Source organism: Streptomyces sp. NPDC003327 (assembly GCF_053589515.1).
Genome location: NZ_JBSFSA010000017.1, coordinates 54,918 through 68,735 on the forward strand (window position 1 = coordinate 54,918; position 13,818 = coordinate 68,735).

The window sequence follows — 13,818 nt, forward strand, 5'->3', positions numbered from 1 at the left end:
GGTGTACGGGTGGTGAAGTGCCGATCCCGGTAGGGAACCGGAGCGGCGCCTCCCGCATGCCTGGTGCGGGGGCGCCGCGGGACCCCTGGGTCCGCACCAGGGCCTGAGGCGAGTGAACCGAAGGGTCGCGGCCGGGGGAACGGGCCGGAGCGCGCGGAGGCCTGTGAGGAACGAACGGGTCGAGCACGTACGGGCCCGTGAGCCCGGCGTAAGCGACCCGGAGGTGAACCGAGCCCCAAAAAAGGGGGCTGGGTGGCGCCCGGTCCGCGCGGTTCGTGCCGCGCGGACCGGGGCCGTCAGGGGGCGCCGACCAGGGTGTCCCCGGTGAGCGCCGCGGTGTGCGCGTCCATGCGCTCGGCGGCGAGGATCGCGGCGGCCGTGTCGGCGCGGGAGGCGGCGACGACCAGGGCCCGGCCCGCGAGGGCGTGCGCCTTGCGGTGCAGGTCCCGGGCGGGGGCGCCGCTCAGGCCGGCGTGCCGCGCGGGCGGGGCGCCGCGCAGCCGCGCCACCTGGCGGGCGATGAGGTCGCCCGCGTCCGCGTCGCCGAGCTCGTCGGTGACGGCGAGCAGGGCGGCGAGGTGTCCGGCGAGCTGGATGTCCAGCTCCTCCTCGCGGGAGCGGTGCGGGTACGTGTCCTGGGCGTCGTCGGCCATCCGGTGGACCGACTTGGTGCGGATCGGTTCGTACATGGGGATGGCCTCCAACGGTTGCTCTGGAGCCATCCTAGCTTAGATTCAGTCTAAAGTTGTGCGCGATCCGGGAGTGGGCCGGAGTCCTGCCGTCAGGGCTGGCCGTAACCGTCCAGGAAGCGCCCGATCCGCGTCACCGCGTCCGCGAGGTCCGCGGCCGCCGGCAGCGTCACGATCCGGAAGTGGTCCGGCTCGTGCCAGTTGAAGCCCGTACCGTGCACGACCATGATCTTCTCGGCCCGCAGCAGGTCCAGGACCATCTGCCGGTCGTCCTTGATCTTGTAGACGTTCGGGTCCAGGCGCGGGAAGAGGTACAGCGCCCCCTTCGGCTTCACGCACGTCACGCCCGGGATCTGGGTGAGCAGTTCGTACGCCGTGTTCCGCTGCTCCAGGAGCCGCCCGCCCGGCAGCACCAGGTCCTCGATCGACTGCCGGCCCTGGAGCGCGGCGGCGACCGCGTGCTGCGCCGGCATGTTGGCGCACAGCCGCATGTTGGCGAGGATCGTCAGGCCCTCGATGTACGAGGACGCGTGGTGCTTGGGCCCGCAGACCGCCAGCCAGCCGGAGCGGAAGCCCGCCACCCGGTAGTTCTTGCTCATCCCGTTGAACGTGAGGGCGAGGAGGTCCGGGGCGATCGCGGCGGTCGGGGTGTGGGTGGCGCCGTCGTACAGGATCTTGTCGTAGATCTCGTCCGAGCAGACCACCAGGTTGTGGCGGCGGGCGATCTCCGTCAGCGAGCGGAGCATCTCGTCGTCGTAGACGGCGCCGGTCGGGTTGTTCGGGTTGATGATCACGATCGCCTTGGTGCGGTCGGTGATCTTCCGCTCGATGTCGGCGAGGTCCGGCATCCAGTCCGCCTGCTCGTCGCAGCGGTAGTGCACGGCCGTACCGCCCGCGAGCGACACCGAGGCCGTCCACAGCGGGTAGTCCGGGGCCGGGACGAGGACCTCGTCGCCGTCGTCGAGCAGCGCCTGCATCGACATCTGGATCAGCTCCGAGACGCCGTTGCCGAGGTAGATGTCCTCGACCGAGAGCGGGATGCCCTTGGTCTCGTAGTGGCTCATCACCGCCCGGCGGGCCGACAGCAGGCCCTTCGCGTCGCCGTAGCCGTGCGCCTCGGAGAGGTTGCGCAGCACGTCCTCGAGGATGGCCGGCGGGCACTCGAAACCGAAGGCGGCCGGGTTGCCGGTGTTGAGCTTGAGGATGCGATGACCCGCGGCCTCAAGCCGCATCGCCTCTTCGAGCACCGGACCCCGGATTTCGTAACAGACGTTGGCGAGCTTCGTGGACTGGATCACCTGCATGCCGAGAGCTTACGGCGGGGGACGGCGCGCCGCCTCGTGTTCTGTGACACGTCGGGCGAAAGGGGGTCCTCGGGACGCGGCCGGCCGGGCGCCGGGGCGGCCCCGCACGGGGCCCCGATGTGACCCGGATCGCACCGGCGGTGTCGTGCTCCCTACAATCCGGGCCCATGAGCCACCACGAGCACGGAGCCGCCGACCAGAGGCGCGGCCGAAGACGGCACGCCCCGCAGCGCCGGGGGCGCGGGCCCGTGTGGCTGGTCGCCCTCGGCGGTGTCGCCGTCCTCGGGATCACCGCCACCCTGCTCACCGGAGGCTCCCGGCCCGGCGCCGACCCGAACCCGCCGGCCGACGGCGGTTCGGCCGGGCTGCCCCGGCTCATCCAGCCCGAGCCGGACGCGGACGAGACCTCGGGCACCCCGCGGCCGGCGGACGCCGCCGGAGGGACGGGCGCCCCCTCCGCCTCCTCCTCCGGAACGGCCACGCCGGGCACCACCGCCTCCGGGACGCCCACGGGCGCCCCGTCCGCGACGGAGACCACCGCGCCGTCCGACGGCGGCACGGACGGCGGCGACGCGGCGGACGCCCCGGACGCCACGGCCGACCCCGAAGGCTCCGACGGCTCCGGCCACCCCGGCCGCGGGCGCGGCGCCACCAAGCGCCCCCGGTAGGACCCGCCGACGCGCCGGGATAGGTTGGCCCGTCATGGTGTGGAATCTCGGAGCCCCCGGATGCCGGTGGCTGGGCACGGCCGGAGCGCTCGCCGTCACGGCGGGCGGCTACGCGGCGGGCGCCCTGCCCGTACGCGGCGGCGGGGCGCTCTGGGAACCGCGCGGCTCCGCGCTCACGACCGCCGGCGCCGTCCTCGCGTACCTCGGCCTGACCCTGCTCGTCGCCGCCTGGTGGCGGTACGGCGTCCTCCTCGCGCGCGGCGCGCGCGACCGGGTGCTCCTCACCCTCCTCTGCTGGACCGCGCCGCTGCTCCTCGCCCCGCCGCTGTACAGCGCGGACGTCTACAGCTACCTCGCGCAGGGCGCCATGGTCATCGAGGGGTACGACGTGTACGGCGCCGGGCCCGCCGTCCTGCGCCCCGGCGACCTCGGCGCGGACGCGGCCGCGAGCGTCGGCGGGAACTGGACCGACACCCCTGCTCCGTACGGGCCGGTCTTCCTCGTCCTGGCCCGGCTGGTCGTCACCCTCACCGGCGGCGAGATCGTCCCCGCGGTGCTGCTCGTGCGGCTCCTGGCCCTCGGCGCGCTGGCCCTGATCGTCTGGGCCGTCCGGGGCTTCGGCCGCCTCGGCGGCGCCGGCGACGCCAGGGACGAGGGGGACGCGACGGGCGGGGCACTGTGGCTGGCCGCGCTCAATCCGCTGCTGCTCGTCCACGTCGTCGGCGGCGTGCACAACGACGGTCTGACGGCCGGGCTCATGCTCGGCGGCGTGCTGCTCGCCGTGCGCGGAAGGTGGGTGCTCGGCAGCGTCCTCGTCGGGCTGGCCGTGATGACCAAGTCCCCGGCCGCCGTCGCGCTCCTCTTCGTCGGCGTGGTCGTCGCCCGCAGGGCAGGTGGCGTACGGGGCGTGCTGAAGGGGCTCCTGCTGCCGGGGGCGGTCGCGGCCGCCGTGGCCGCCGTGGCCACCCTCGCGGCGCGGACCGGGTTCGGCTGGCTCGGCACCCAGAGCGTCGCCGGGGCCATCCACACCCCGCTCTCCCTCACCAGCGACCTGGGGCTCGCCCTCGGCACGCTCCTCGCCGACGACCCCGACCCGGTCAAGGGCGCCGTGCAGAAACTGGGCCTGCTCGCCGCCCTCGCCGTCATCGCGGTGCTCGCGTGGCGGGCCTGGCGCGGCCGCCTCGACCCGGTCCTCGGCCTCGGCCTCTCGCTCGTCGCCCTCGTGGTGCTCTCGCCCATGGTGCAGCCCTGGTACCTGCTGTGGGGCACCGTGGCCGTGGCCGCGGTCGCCTGGCGCACCCGGGCGGGCCAGCTCCTCGCCGTCCTGTCGGCGGCGCTCGTCTACGAGACGGCGCCCTCGGGCCACACGCCCTGGTACGGCTTCGTGATCGCGGGCCTCGTCCTCGCGCTCGGGCTCCTGTGGGTCCGGCGCGACCCGTGGCCGCCCGCCCTCACGGACGGCGCGGCACAGGGCGCGGCCACGGTGGGCGCCGGGCGGTAGCTTCCGGGCCATGACGCGACGACCCTGGACCCTGCCGCTCCTGGTGCTCGCCCTCGGTGGGGCCCTCACGGCGGTCCGGGCCGCACAGGGCAGCCACGGCGGCGCCGTCGTCTCCCTGCTGTTCTTCGGGCTGCTCGCGGCCGCCGTGTCGCCGTCGGCCTTCCCGCGGTCGACGGGCGCGGCGGAGGCCCGCCGCCTCGCGGAGGCCGACGGGCGCCCGATCGTCTACTGGCGGCCGGGCTGCGCGTACTGCCTGCGCCTGCGGTTGCGGCTGGGCCTCCGCGCCCGCCGCGCGCACTGGGTCGACATCTGGCGCGACCCGGAGGCGGCGGCCGCGGTGCGTGAGGCCACCGGCGGGGACGAGACCGTCCCGACGGTCGTCGTGGCGGGCCGGGCCCACGTCAACCCCGCCCCCGCCTGGGTCCGGGCCCGGCTCACGCCCTGACGCGGGCGCCCGGCGGGCTGGTTACATCCCTGCGGAAACGGGCAAAAATACCGGCCTGTCGAAGCTGGCCCGGCCACCCCGTTCGGCTCATGCCCTGACTCCGGCGCCCGGCGGGCAGGTCACCTCGCCCCGGCTCCCCGCCCGGCTCACCGTCGGCCCACCGGCGTCCGGCGGATCGCGCGGCCCGCCAGGACGTCCGTCCTGCGGCCGTCCTCGATGACGAAGCGGCCGTCGACCAGGACGTGCGGGATGCCGACCGGGAGGGTGCGCGGGGCGTCGTACGTCGAGCCCGCCGCGACCGTCGCCGGATCGAAGAGGACCAGGTCCGCCACGTACCCCTCGCGGACCAGGCCCCGGTCGGGGAGGCGGAGCCGGGCCGCCGGGCGGGAGGTGAGGTGGGCGACGCACTCCTCCAGGGAGAGCACGCCGAGCTCCCGCACGTACCGCCCGAGGTAGTGGGGGAACGTGCCGTACGCCCGGGGGTGCGGCTTCGCGCCCTGGAGGATGCCGTCCGAACCGCCCGTGTGGACCCGGTGGCGCATGATCGCCCGCACGTTCTCCTCGTGGCCCACGTGCTGGAGGACCGTCGTCCCGAGGCCGTCGTCGACCAGGAGCCGGCGGGCCGCCTCCCAGCCGTCGATCCTGCGGCCCACGTGCGCGGCCAGCGCCGGGTCCGAGACGCCCGAGACCTCGACCGTGCTCCAGTCGACCGGCACCCCGTGACAGCCGTCCGAGCCCGTCACCTCCAGGTCGTGCCGGACGCGCTCCGCCGTCGCCGCGTCGCGCAGCCGCGCGAGGACCGCCTCGGGACCGCCCTCCTGCGCCCAGGAGGGCAGCAGCGCGAGCAGGGTCGTACAGCCGGGGGTGTACGGATACGTGTCGAGGCTGATGTCGCAGCCGTCGGCGAGCGCCCGGTCGAGGAGGCCGAGCAGCTCGGGGGCCCGGCCCTCGTTGACGCCGAAGTTCATGGTGGCGTGGGCCAGGTGGAGCGCGCAGCCCGCCTCCCGGGTGAGCGCCACCATCTCCTCGTACGCGCGCAGCGCGCCCGCCCCGTACGAGCGGTGGTGCGGGCAGTAGTAGCCGCCGTACTCCGCGACCACCCGGCAGAGCTCGGTGAGCTCGGTGTCGGGGGCGTACATGCCGGGGGTGTAGGTGAGCCCGGAGGACATGCCGACGGCGCCCTGTTCCAGGCCCTCGGCGACCAGCCGCCGCATCCGGTCGAGCTCGGCGGGGGTGGCCGGCCGGTCCTCCCAGCCCATCGCGTACATCCGGACGGTGCCCTGCGGGACCAGGTAGGCGGCGTTCACGGCGATCCCGCGGTCGAGCCGGTCCAGGTACTCGCCCACGGTCCGCCAGTCGAAGTCGACGTCGTCGCCGTGGCCGTTCCAGCCGGTGATCGCCCGCCGGACCCCGGCCAGCGTGCGGTCGTCGACGGGCGCGTACGACAGGCCGTCCTGGCCGAGGACCTCCAGGGTCACGCCCTGCGCGGCCTTCGCGCTGTGGTCCGGGTCCCGGAGCAGCGCCAGGTCGCTGTGGGCGTGCATGTCGACGAAGCCGGGGGAGAGGACCAGGCCCTCGGCGTCCAGGACCCGGCGGGCGGTGGGGCGCTGGCAGCCCGCCGCGGCGGCCTCCTTGACGATCGCGGCGATCCGGCCGCCCTCGACGGCCACGTCGGCCCGGTAGGAGTCGCCGCCGCTGCCGTCGACGACCTCCGCGTCTCGGAAGACGAGATCCACGCGCCCCCGCCCCCTAGAAGAACGTGCGGACGTAGTCGACGACCGTGCCGTCCGCCTCGACCAGCGGGATGAGCTGCCACTTGTCGAAGGAGGTGCAGGGGTGCGACAGGCCCATGCCCACCCAGTCACCGACCTCCACGTCGGCCTCCGGCGCCGTGCTCAGCCAGGCGTGCTGGTCGGAGAGCGCGGTGACCGTGACGCCGGTGGCCGGGCGGACCTCGCCGGTGCGGCCGTCACGGACCACCTGCGCCTCCGGCAGGTGCAGGTCGTGGGCGGCGTCGCGCTTGCCCGCGTTGGTGAAGGCCTGCCCGGCGGAGGGGCGGGAGACGACCTGCGACCAGAGACGGAAGGCGGGGTGGAGCGCGCCCTCCTCGGGGATCCGGTTGAACGGCGTCTTCTCGCGGTACTGGCCGTCGTCGTGCGAGACGTACGCGCCGGAGCGCAGCAGCTTCAGGACGGGCAGGGAGAGCGCGGGCAGCTCGGCGAACACGTCGGCGACCGCGTCGAACCAGGCGCTGCCGCCCGCGCTGACGACGATCTCGCCGGCGGCCGCGTCGAAGCGGCCCTCCTTGTCGAAGGCGACGGCGAGGCCGGTCAGCCGCCGCAGCCAGGCGCGCACCCGCTCGGCGTCGGCCCCCGGGACCTCGGCCTCGTAGCCGGAGACGCCGACGAGCCGAAGGGTGCTGGTGGCCGCGACCGCGTCGGCGACGGCCGTGCAGTCGGCCTCGGTCCGCGCGCCGGTACGGGCGCCCTCGCCCGCGCCCAGTTCGACGACGACGTCCAGGGGGCGCCGGGCGCCCGCCGCGCGCAGGGCCTCGTCCATCAGCTCGACCCCGCGCACGGAGTCGACGTAGCAGACCAGGCGGAAGTCCGGGTCGGCGTCCAGCTCGGCGGCGATCCAGCGCAGGGCGACCGGGTCGACGACCTCGTTGGCGAGGAAGATCCGGGCCACGCCGTGGGCGCGGTAGACGCGCACCTGGTGGGGGACGGCGGCGGTGATGCCCCAGGCGCCGTGCGCGACCTGGCGGTCGAACAGCTGCGGGGCCATGGACGTCTTGCCGTGCGGGGCGAAGGCGAGGCCGTGGCGCTCGGCGTACGTCTCCAGGAGGCGGAGGTTGTGCTCGACGGACTCGGCGGAGAGCGCGAGGACGGGAGTGGTGAAGCCGCCCGTGAACAGGTTGCGCCGCTGGGCCGCGAGCTCCCCGACGGTCAGGCCCTCGGCGTCCGGGGGCAGGCCCTTGAAGCGGTGGTCGACGCGCTCGGCCGCCAGGTCCGGCATGGGTCCTCCTCGTGGAGAGCGGTTGTTGCACGCTGTGCAACAACCGTTGCGCATATCGCTTGGAGCTGTCTAACATCCGGGCGAGCGCCGGGTCAATGGACCCGAGGACGCACGGCACCGAGGGAGGCGAGCGTGACCGGAGACCCGGCCCAGCGGCTCCCGGAGCCGCCCGCTGACACAGATGCCGGTGAGGGTGGCGGTGCCGAAGTCGACCCGACCGGTGAGGGTGGCGGTGCCGAAGTCGACCCGGTCGACGTCGTCTGCGTCGGCGAGTCCATGGTCGCCTTCCTCCCGTCCCGGCCAGGCCCCCTCGCCGACGTCCCCGCCTTCACCCGCGCCGTCGGCGGCGCCGAGTCCAACGTCGCCTGCGCCCTCGCCGCCGCCGGACACCGCACCCGGTGGATCGGCCGCGTCGGCACCGACGGCTTCGGCGACCACCTCCTCGCCACCGTCGCAGCGTACGGAGTCGACGTCACCGCCGTCCGGCGCGACCCGCACCGCCCCACCGGCCTCTACTTCCGCACCGACGCCGACCGCGCCACCGACGCCCACGAGGTCGTCTACCACCGCGCGGGCTCCGCCGCCTCCGCGATGTCGTCCGCCACCGTCCCGTACGACTCCGTGCGCCACGCCCGAGTCCTCCACCTCACCGGCATCACCGCCGCGCTCTCCGCCGACTGCCTCGCCCTCGTCCGCGACCTCACCGCCCCGCGCCCCGGCCGGCCCCTCGTCTCCTTCGACGTCAACCACCGGCCGGCCCTCTGGCGCGACGGCACCGCACCGGAGGTCCTCCTCGACCTCGCCAACCGCGCCGACCTCGTCTTCGTCGGCGCCGACGAGGCCGAGGCCCTCTGGGGCGCCCCGGACGCCGCGGCCGTCGCCGCCCTCGTCGACCGGCCCGGGACCCTCGTCGTCAAGCTCGGCCGGGGCGGCGCCCGCCTCTTCGACCGCCGCCCCGGCTCCCGTACGGGCGCCCCGGACGCCGACGGCGCGGGCCACCTCCAGCGCCCGCCGCATGTGGACGTCGTCTCCGCCGTCGGCGCGGGCGACGCCTTCGCCGCCGGGTTCCTCTCCGCCACGCTCCGGGGCCTGGACGCCACCGCCCGCCTGCGCCACGGCCACCTCGCGGCCGCCGCCGCCCTCACCGTCCCCGGCGACCTGGCCGCGCCCCCGCCCCGCACCCGCGCCGACCGCCTCGCCGCGCTCGACGCGGACGCCTGGGGGAGACTGCACCTCGGCCCCGGCTGGACGTCCGCCGGCACGGAGGCCGACGAGGAGGTACGTACGCCATGAGCCAGACCGTCGACCGCGCGCTCAGCATCCTGCCGCTGCTCGCCCGGGGCCCCGCCGACCTCGGGCAGGTCGCCGACCGGCTCGGCGTCCACAAGTCCACCGCCCTGCGGCTCCTGCGCACCCTCCACGAGCACGGGCTCGTCCACCGGCAGCAGGACCAGCGCTACCGCCTCGGCGCCCGCCTCTTCGCCCTCGCCCAGGAGGCCGTCGAGAACCTCGACGTCCGCGAGATCGCCCATCCCCACCTCCTCGCCCTCAACGAACGCACCGGGCACACGGTCCACCTCGCCGTGTACGAGGAGGGCGAGGTCCTCTACATCGACAAGGTCGAGAGCCGCTACCCGGTCCGCATGTACTCGCGCATCGGCAAGCCCGTCGCGATCACCGTCGCCGCCGTCGCCAAGCTGCTCCTCGCCGACCTGCCCGAGCAGGAGCGACGGGCCGTCGCCGCGAAGCTCGACTACCCCCCGTACACGCCCCGTTCGACGCCGAACGCCGCCGCCTTCCTCAAGGAGCTGGCGCTCGTCCGCGAACAGGGCTGGGCCACCGACCTCGGTGGCCACGAGGAGTCCATCAACTGCGTCGGCGCCCCCGTCCGCGGCCCGGACGGGCGGGTCGTCGCCGCCCTGTCGGTCTCGGCGCCCAACGTGGTCGTCACGGCCGAAGAACTCCTCGCCCTGCTCCCGCTGGTGCGCCGCACCGCGGACGCCGTCAGCCGCGAGTACTCCGGCGAAGCCCCGGCGGAACACCCCGGCGAAGCCCCGGCGGACCACTCCGGAGACGCCCCGACGAAGGAAGCCAGCGCATGACCACCGAGAAGACCGCGATCACCCCCGCCACCCACACCGCCCCGCCCGCGAGGTTCTCGCACGGCGTGCGCAAGGGCAACATCCTCCAGGTCGCCGGCCAGGTCGGCTTCCTGCCCGCCGTGGCGGGACAGCCGCCGACGGTCGCGGGCCCCACGCTGCGCGAGCAGACGCTCCAGACCCTCGCCAACGTCAGGGCGATCCTGGAGGAGGGCGGGGCGGGCTGGGACGACGTCATGATGATGCGCGTCTACCTGACGGACGTCGACCACTTCGCCGAGATGAACGCGCTCTACGACCAGTACTTCGACGAGCAGGACCTCAAGGCCCCGCCCGCCGCCCGCACGACCGTCTACGTGGGCCTCCCGAAGGGCCTCCTCATCGAGATCGACGCGCTCGCCGTCCTCGGCTGACCCCCGCGCGGCAGGTCGCCCCGGCGGTCGACCGCCGGGGCGCCCCTTCGTCGTACGGACCGGACCGTCAGGAGGCGCAGTACTGCGCCTGCTTGCCGATCGAGCGGTACATGCAGTCCGCGTTCTCCAGGAGCTGCAGGACCGCGTCGCGGTTGCGGCTCGTCTCGCGCTCGATCACCTCGTCGGGCGGGTAGAAGCCGCCGCCGGAGGACGAGGCCGGGTACATCTCGAACGTGTAGCCGAAGATCCGGTGCACGCCCCAGAGGTAGTCGTCGATCGAGCCGTCCGTGATGTAGAGGTCGCTGGACTGCTCGGGCGTGTAGCCGTTGCTCGCCGCCATCTTCCCGCCGACGGTCGCGAAGGCGTCCCGGTCGTCCTGCGTCATGCCCGGGGCGGTGTTCGCCGTGGTGTAGCCGAAGGGCCAGAGCACCAGCTCGCTGTACGTGTGGAAGTCGATGGCCGCGGTGATCTGCTGCTTGCCGCCGACCACCCGGGAGCGGACGAAGTCGGCGACGACCTTCACCTCGGGGGCCGACTCGGGGGCCGCGCCCCGGTAGGTGTCGGAGCTCTTGGAGCCGGAGGAGCCGCCGCAGCAGCCCCACTTGTAGTTCCAGTTCCGGTTCATGTCGGTGCCGATGTACGAGGAGCCGGAGTTGGGCTGCCGGTTCTTGCGCCAGCTGCGGTACGAGCCGGAGGCGATGTCGTACTCGCCGCCGTCCGGGTTGAGGTCGGGGACGATCCAGATCTCGCGGTTGTTCACCATGGAGGTGATCCGGGAGTCCGAGCCGTAGCCCGCGCCGAACTCGCGCAGCAGGTAGAGCGCCATCTCGACGGTGAGGTGCTCGCGGGCGTGCTGGTGGTGGGTGAAGAGGACCTCGGGCTCGTTCTCGTCGGTGGCGACGTTGTCGCTGATCTTGATCGCGACGATGTCCCGGCCCTGGTACGACTTGCCGATGACCCGCTTGCTCATGATGGACGGGTACGCGGCGAGCCGCTGGTCGATCTCCGCGGTCATCTCCGCGAAGTTGTGGTACTTCGCGTCCGCGGACGGGAAGTCGAGCGCGCCGGACGCGGACAGGGACGGCACGCCCCGGTCCGGGGGCCCGGGAAGGGCGGTCGGCCGGTAGCCGAGGGCCTTGAGCCGCTTCAGCTGGTCGGCGTTGGCGCTGACGACGACCGAGCGGGCGTCGACCTCGTCGATCGAGACGCCCGTGGCGGCGGCGAGTGCCGTACGGGCCGCGGAGGTGGCGGGTCCGGCGATCTCGTACTGCCGGACGACCTCCTCGGTGCCCGCGGCGAGGGCCGTGCGGGCGGAGGGGGCAGCGGTCGGCGCCGGGTCGGAACCGGCGGATGAGGACAGGGCGGTGAGGGGCGCCGCGAGGGCGAGCGCCACGAGGGCCGCGAGGGTGGCGGACCTTCTACCGCGCGGGAGAGGTCGCATGCTGTCTCCTGGGTGGGGAGTGTGGGGGTGTGCGACAGACTGGTGCGGGTGTCCGGGCACATCGTGAGGCTGTGTCATGGCCCGGTCAAGGGTGTCGATTCGGCCACACCGCGCCACGAGGGCGGCGAGCGGGCGGCGCACTGTCGTCGCGCAGTCGTCGCTCTCACGCTAAGTGACGGCGCCCCGGGCGCCGCCGCCCGACGCGCCCGCGCCCGACCCGCCCGAGGCCGCCCCACGCGCCCCGCCGCCGGGAGAGCGGCGGAGAACGGCACAGCGCCGCCGGTCGGCCGGCGGCGCTGCGGGGGAAGGCGGGGTTACGGCAGGTTGTGCACGTGCGGGCCGACCGCGTTCGACCAGGCGTTGCCCGCCGTCGCGTCCCAGTTGGTGGACCAGGTCATGGCGCCCCGGAGGGACGGCCAGGCCTGGGCCGGCTTGAAGCTGCCGCACCCCGTCAGCCGGGTCAGGCAGTCGAGCGCGTTCTTCACGATCTGCGGGTCGACGTAGCCGCTGCCCGCGCCCCGGGTGGAGGCGGGGACGCCCAGGCCGACCTGGGACGGGTCGAGGCCGCCCTGGATCTGGATGCAGGCGAGCGCGGTGAGGAAGTCCACCGAGCCCTGGCTGTAGACCTTGCCGTCGCAGCCGAGCATCGAACCGCTGTTGTAGTACTGCATGTTGACCACGGTGAGGATGTCCTTCACCGCGAGCGCCGTCTTGAAGTACTCGGTGCCCGTGTTCTGCATGTCGATGGTCTGCGGGGCCATCGTCAGGACCATGGACGGCCCGGCCTTGGCGGAGAGCTGCCGCAGCGCCTTGGTCAGGTACGTGGAGTTGATCCCGTGCTCCAGGTCGATGTCGACCCCGTTGAAGCCGTACTCCTGCATCAGGGCGTACGCGCTGTTCGCGAAGGCGGTCGCGGAGGCGTCGCTGTTGATCGTGACGTTCCCCTTCTCGCCGCCGACCGAGATGACGACCGACTTGCCGGCCGCCTTCTTGGCCGCGACGTCCGCCTTGAAGTCGGCGACCGAGGCGTAGCCGACGGCCGGGTCGAGGTTGAAGACGATCTGGCCCGGCGTGGCCGTGGAGTCGGCGAACGAGACGGCGATGATGTCGTACTGCGCCTGCACGTCCCGCAGCTTCTGGACGGTCGCGCCGTTGTTGAAGTTCTGCCAGTAGCCGGTCAGCGCGTGCTTCGGCACGGACGGGCCCGGGCCCGGCGTGGTGGTCTTGGCGGTGCGGACGGTGACGGCCGCGGACTTCGCGGACTCGCCCGCGGCGTTGGTGGCGGAGACCTGGAACGAGTAGGCGGTGTCGGCGGTGAGCCCGGTGACGGTGGCCGAGGTGCCGGTCACGGTCTGCGGGTTGGCGCCGTCCCTGTAGACCTTGTAGCCCGTCGCGCCGGAGACGGCGTTCCAGGTCAGCGGGACCGAGGACGAAGTCGGCGTACCCGCCGCGAGGCCGGCCGGGGTGGCCGGGACGACCGGGTCGGGGTCGGTGCCGCCGCCCCCGTCGGGGCCGAAGACGCTCACGTCGTCGACGTGGTAGGCGGCGGTGCCGTACCAGCCGTGCGTGTACACCTGCACCGAGGTGGTGGTGGAGCCGGTGGTGAACCTCGTGGTCAGCTGCTTCCAGGACGGCGAGTCGGGCGTCCACGTGGACACGTCGGTGGTCCCGGTGCCGCTCGCGCCGAGGTAGGCGTAACCGCCCTGGACCCAGGCGCTCAGCGTGTACGTGGAGTTGGGCTTCACGGTCACGGTCTGCACGCACCTGGCGTTGTCGAGACCGGCCGGGGTGGCCTTCAGGGCGCCGGCCCCGGTGCGGACGGGCGAGGAGACGGCGGCGCCGCTGCCCGCGGAGCAGCTCCAGTTGGCGAGTCCGTTCTCGAACCCGGCGTTCTTGGCGACGTTGACGTCGGCGGCGACGGCGGTGCCGGCTCCGCCGACGAGGACGAGCCCGGATCCTACGGCGAGCGCGAGGGCCCCGCCGAGCCATCTGCGGCCGTGCGGGCGTGAGGTGGTGGTGCGGTCCACGTGCATCCTCCGGGGGAGGTGGGGGAGTTGGGGGGTACCGACGGTGGCCACCGTGATGCGCAACAAGTTGGTCCAGACCAATTGCGTTGTCAAGGCCTCCCGCCGCGCGAAGTGCCCGCCCGGGGCCCCGAAAGGCACCGGAGCGACCCGCTCCGGACGCCAAGATGGAGAAGGAGCTTGGCGGATTGTGTGTTCACCACCCCGGGTCCCCTGGAT

The 13,818-nt window shown here is 74.1% G+C and carries 12 protein-coding genes; 6 read left to right on the plus strand and 6 right to left on the minus strand.

The window, feature by feature from the left end; translation table 11 throughout:
* Positions 1–296: 296 nt before the first annotated feature.
* The gene (locus ACWDVG_RS16530) at positions 297–689 is read right to left on the minus strand and encodes an SCO4983 family protein (protein ID WP_451699893.1); all 393 of its coding nucleotides are present in this window, start codon (positions 687–689) and stop codon (positions 297–299) included.
* A 92-nt stretch (positions 690–781) separates the two neighbouring features.
* Positions 782–1,993 carry a pyridoxal phosphate-dependent aminotransferase gene (locus ACWDVG_RS16535; RefSeq protein WP_451699894.1) on the minus strand — a complete coding sequence of 404 codons (1,212 nt, stop codon included), beginning with the start codon at positions 1,991–1,993 and terminating at the stop codon, positions 782–784.
* A 167-nt stretch (positions 1,994–2,160) separates the two neighbouring features.
* Between ACWDVG_RS16535 and ACWDVG_RS16540 the strand changes: the two genes are divergently transcribed.
* From ACWDVG_RS16540 to ACWDVG_RS16550, 3 genes are read left to right on the plus strand one after another with little or no spacing between them, the layout of a single operon-like run.
* The gene (locus ACWDVG_RS16540) at positions 2,161–2,661 is read left to right on the plus strand and encodes a hypothetical protein (protein WP_451699895.1); all 501 of its coding nucleotides are present in this window, start codon (positions 2,161–2,163) and stop codon (positions 2,659–2,661) included.
* A gap of 34 nt (positions 2,662–2,695) precedes the next feature.
* Entirely contained in the window at positions 2,696–4,162 is a 1,467-nt protein-coding gene (mptB, locus tag ACWDVG_RS16545) for a polyprenol phosphomannose-dependent alpha 1,6 mannosyltransferase MptB (protein WP_451699897.1), read from the plus strand.
* 10 nt (positions 4,163–4,172) lie between these two features.
* Positions 4,173–4,607 carry a glutaredoxin domain-containing protein gene (locus tag ACWDVG_RS16550; protein WP_451699898.1) on the plus strand — a complete coding sequence of 145 codons (435 nt, stop codon included), beginning with the start codon at positions 4,173–4,175 and terminating at the stop codon, positions 4,605–4,607.
* A gap of 146 nt (positions 4,608–4,753) precedes the next feature.
* On the opposite strand, the gene ACWDVG_RS16555 is transcribed toward ACWDVG_RS16550, so the two are convergent.
* A complete protein-coding gene (locus ACWDVG_RS16555) occupies positions 4,754–6,343 on the minus strand; it encodes an N-acyl-D-amino-acid deacylase family protein (protein WP_451699899.1) in 1,590 nt (529 codons plus the stop codon).
* A 13-nt stretch (positions 6,344–6,356) separates the two neighbouring features.
* Entirely contained in the window at positions 6,357–7,622 is a 1,266-nt protein-coding gene (locus ACWDVG_RS16560) for an alanine racemase (protein ID WP_451699900.1), read from the minus strand.
* 276 nt (positions 7,623–7,898) lie between these two features.
* Here ACWDVG_RS16560 and ACWDVG_RS16565 point away from each other — a divergent pair, with 276 nt between their 5' ends.
* The 3 genes from ACWDVG_RS16565 to ACWDVG_RS16575 are packed head-to-tail and all read left to right on the plus strand — an operon-like array spanning position 7,899 to position 10,134.
* Positions 7,899–8,915, plus strand: coding sequence for a sugar kinase (locus tag ACWDVG_RS16565; RefSeq protein WP_451699942.1), 1,017 nt, complete (start codon positions 7,899–7,901; stop codon positions 8,913–8,915).
* On the plus strand, positions 8,912–9,724 hold the full coding sequence (locus ACWDVG_RS16570) for an IclR family transcriptional regulator (protein ID WP_451699901.1): 813 nt from the start codon (positions 8,912–8,914) through the stop codon (positions 9,722–9,724). Before ACWDVG_RS16565 ends, ACWDVG_RS16570 begins: the two co-directional genes overlap by 4 nt.
* A complete protein-coding gene (locus tag ACWDVG_RS16575; RefSeq protein ID WP_451699902.1) occupies positions 9,721–10,134 on the plus strand; it encodes a RidA family protein in 414 nt (137 codons plus the stop codon). The genes ACWDVG_RS16570 and ACWDVG_RS16575 overlap by 4 nt, the downstream gene beginning before the upstream one ends.
* Before the next feature lie 67 nt (positions 10,135–10,201).
* Here ACWDVG_RS16575 and ACWDVG_RS16580 read toward each other — a convergent pair whose 3' ends face one another.
* Together ACWDVG_RS16580 and ACWDVG_RS16585 are read right to left on the minus strand one after the other, a co-directional pair.
* Positions 10,202–11,575, minus strand: coding sequence for a M14 family metallopeptidase (locus ACWDVG_RS16580; protein ID WP_451699903.1), 1,374 nt, complete (start codon positions 11,573–11,575; stop codon positions 10,202–10,204).
* A 314-nt stretch (positions 11,576–11,889) separates the two neighbouring features.
* Complete coding sequence (locus ACWDVG_RS16585; protein WP_451699943.1) at positions 11,890–13,608, minus strand: chitinase; 1,719 nt, start codon at positions 13,606–13,608, stop codon at positions 11,890–11,892.
* Positions 13,609–13,818 lie beyond the last annotated feature (210 nt).

Coding starts and splice junctions, on each gene's coding strand:
- ACWDVG_RS16575 (WP_451699902.1), top strand. CDS start 9,721: ATGACCACCGAGAAGACCGCGATCACCCCCGCCACCCACACCGCCCCG.
- ACWDVG_RS16580 (WP_451699903.1), bottom strand. CDS start 11,575: ATGCGACCTCTCCCGCGCGGTAGAAGGTCCGCCACCCTCGCGGCCCTC.
- mptB (WP_451699897.1), top strand. CDS start 2,696: ATGGTGTGGAATCTCGGAGCCCCCGGATGCCGGTGGCTGGGCACGGCC.
- ACWDVG_RS16570 (WP_451699901.1), top strand. CDS start 8,912: ATGAGCCAGACCGTCGACCGCGCGCTCAGCATCCTGCCGCTGCTCGCC.
- ACWDVG_RS16585 (WP_451699943.1), bottom strand. CDS start 13,608: ATGCACGTGGACCGCACCACCACCTCACGCCCGCACGGCCGCAGATGG.
- ACWDVG_RS16530 (WP_451699893.1), bottom strand. CDS start 689: ATGTACGAACCGATCCGCACCAAGTCGGTCCACCGGATGGCCGACGAC.
- ACWDVG_RS16550 (WP_451699898.1), top strand. CDS start 4,173: ATGACGCGACGACCCTGGACCCTGCCGCTCCTGGTGCTCGCCCTCGGT.
- ACWDVG_RS16540 (WP_451699895.1), top strand. CDS start 2,161: ATGAGCCACCACGAGCACGGAGCCGCCGACCAGAGGCGCGGCCGAAGA.
- ACWDVG_RS16565 (WP_451699942.1), top strand. CDS start 7,899: ATGGTCGCCTTCCTCCCGTCCCGGCCAGGCCCCCTCGCCGACGTCCCC.
- ACWDVG_RS16560 (WP_451699900.1), bottom strand. CDS start 7,622: ATGCCGGACCTGGCGGCCGAGCGCGTCGACCACCGCTTCAAGGGCCTG.
- ACWDVG_RS16535 (WP_451699894.1), bottom strand. CDS start 1,993: ATGCAGGTGATCCAGTCCACGAAGCTCGCCAACGTCTGTTACGAAATC.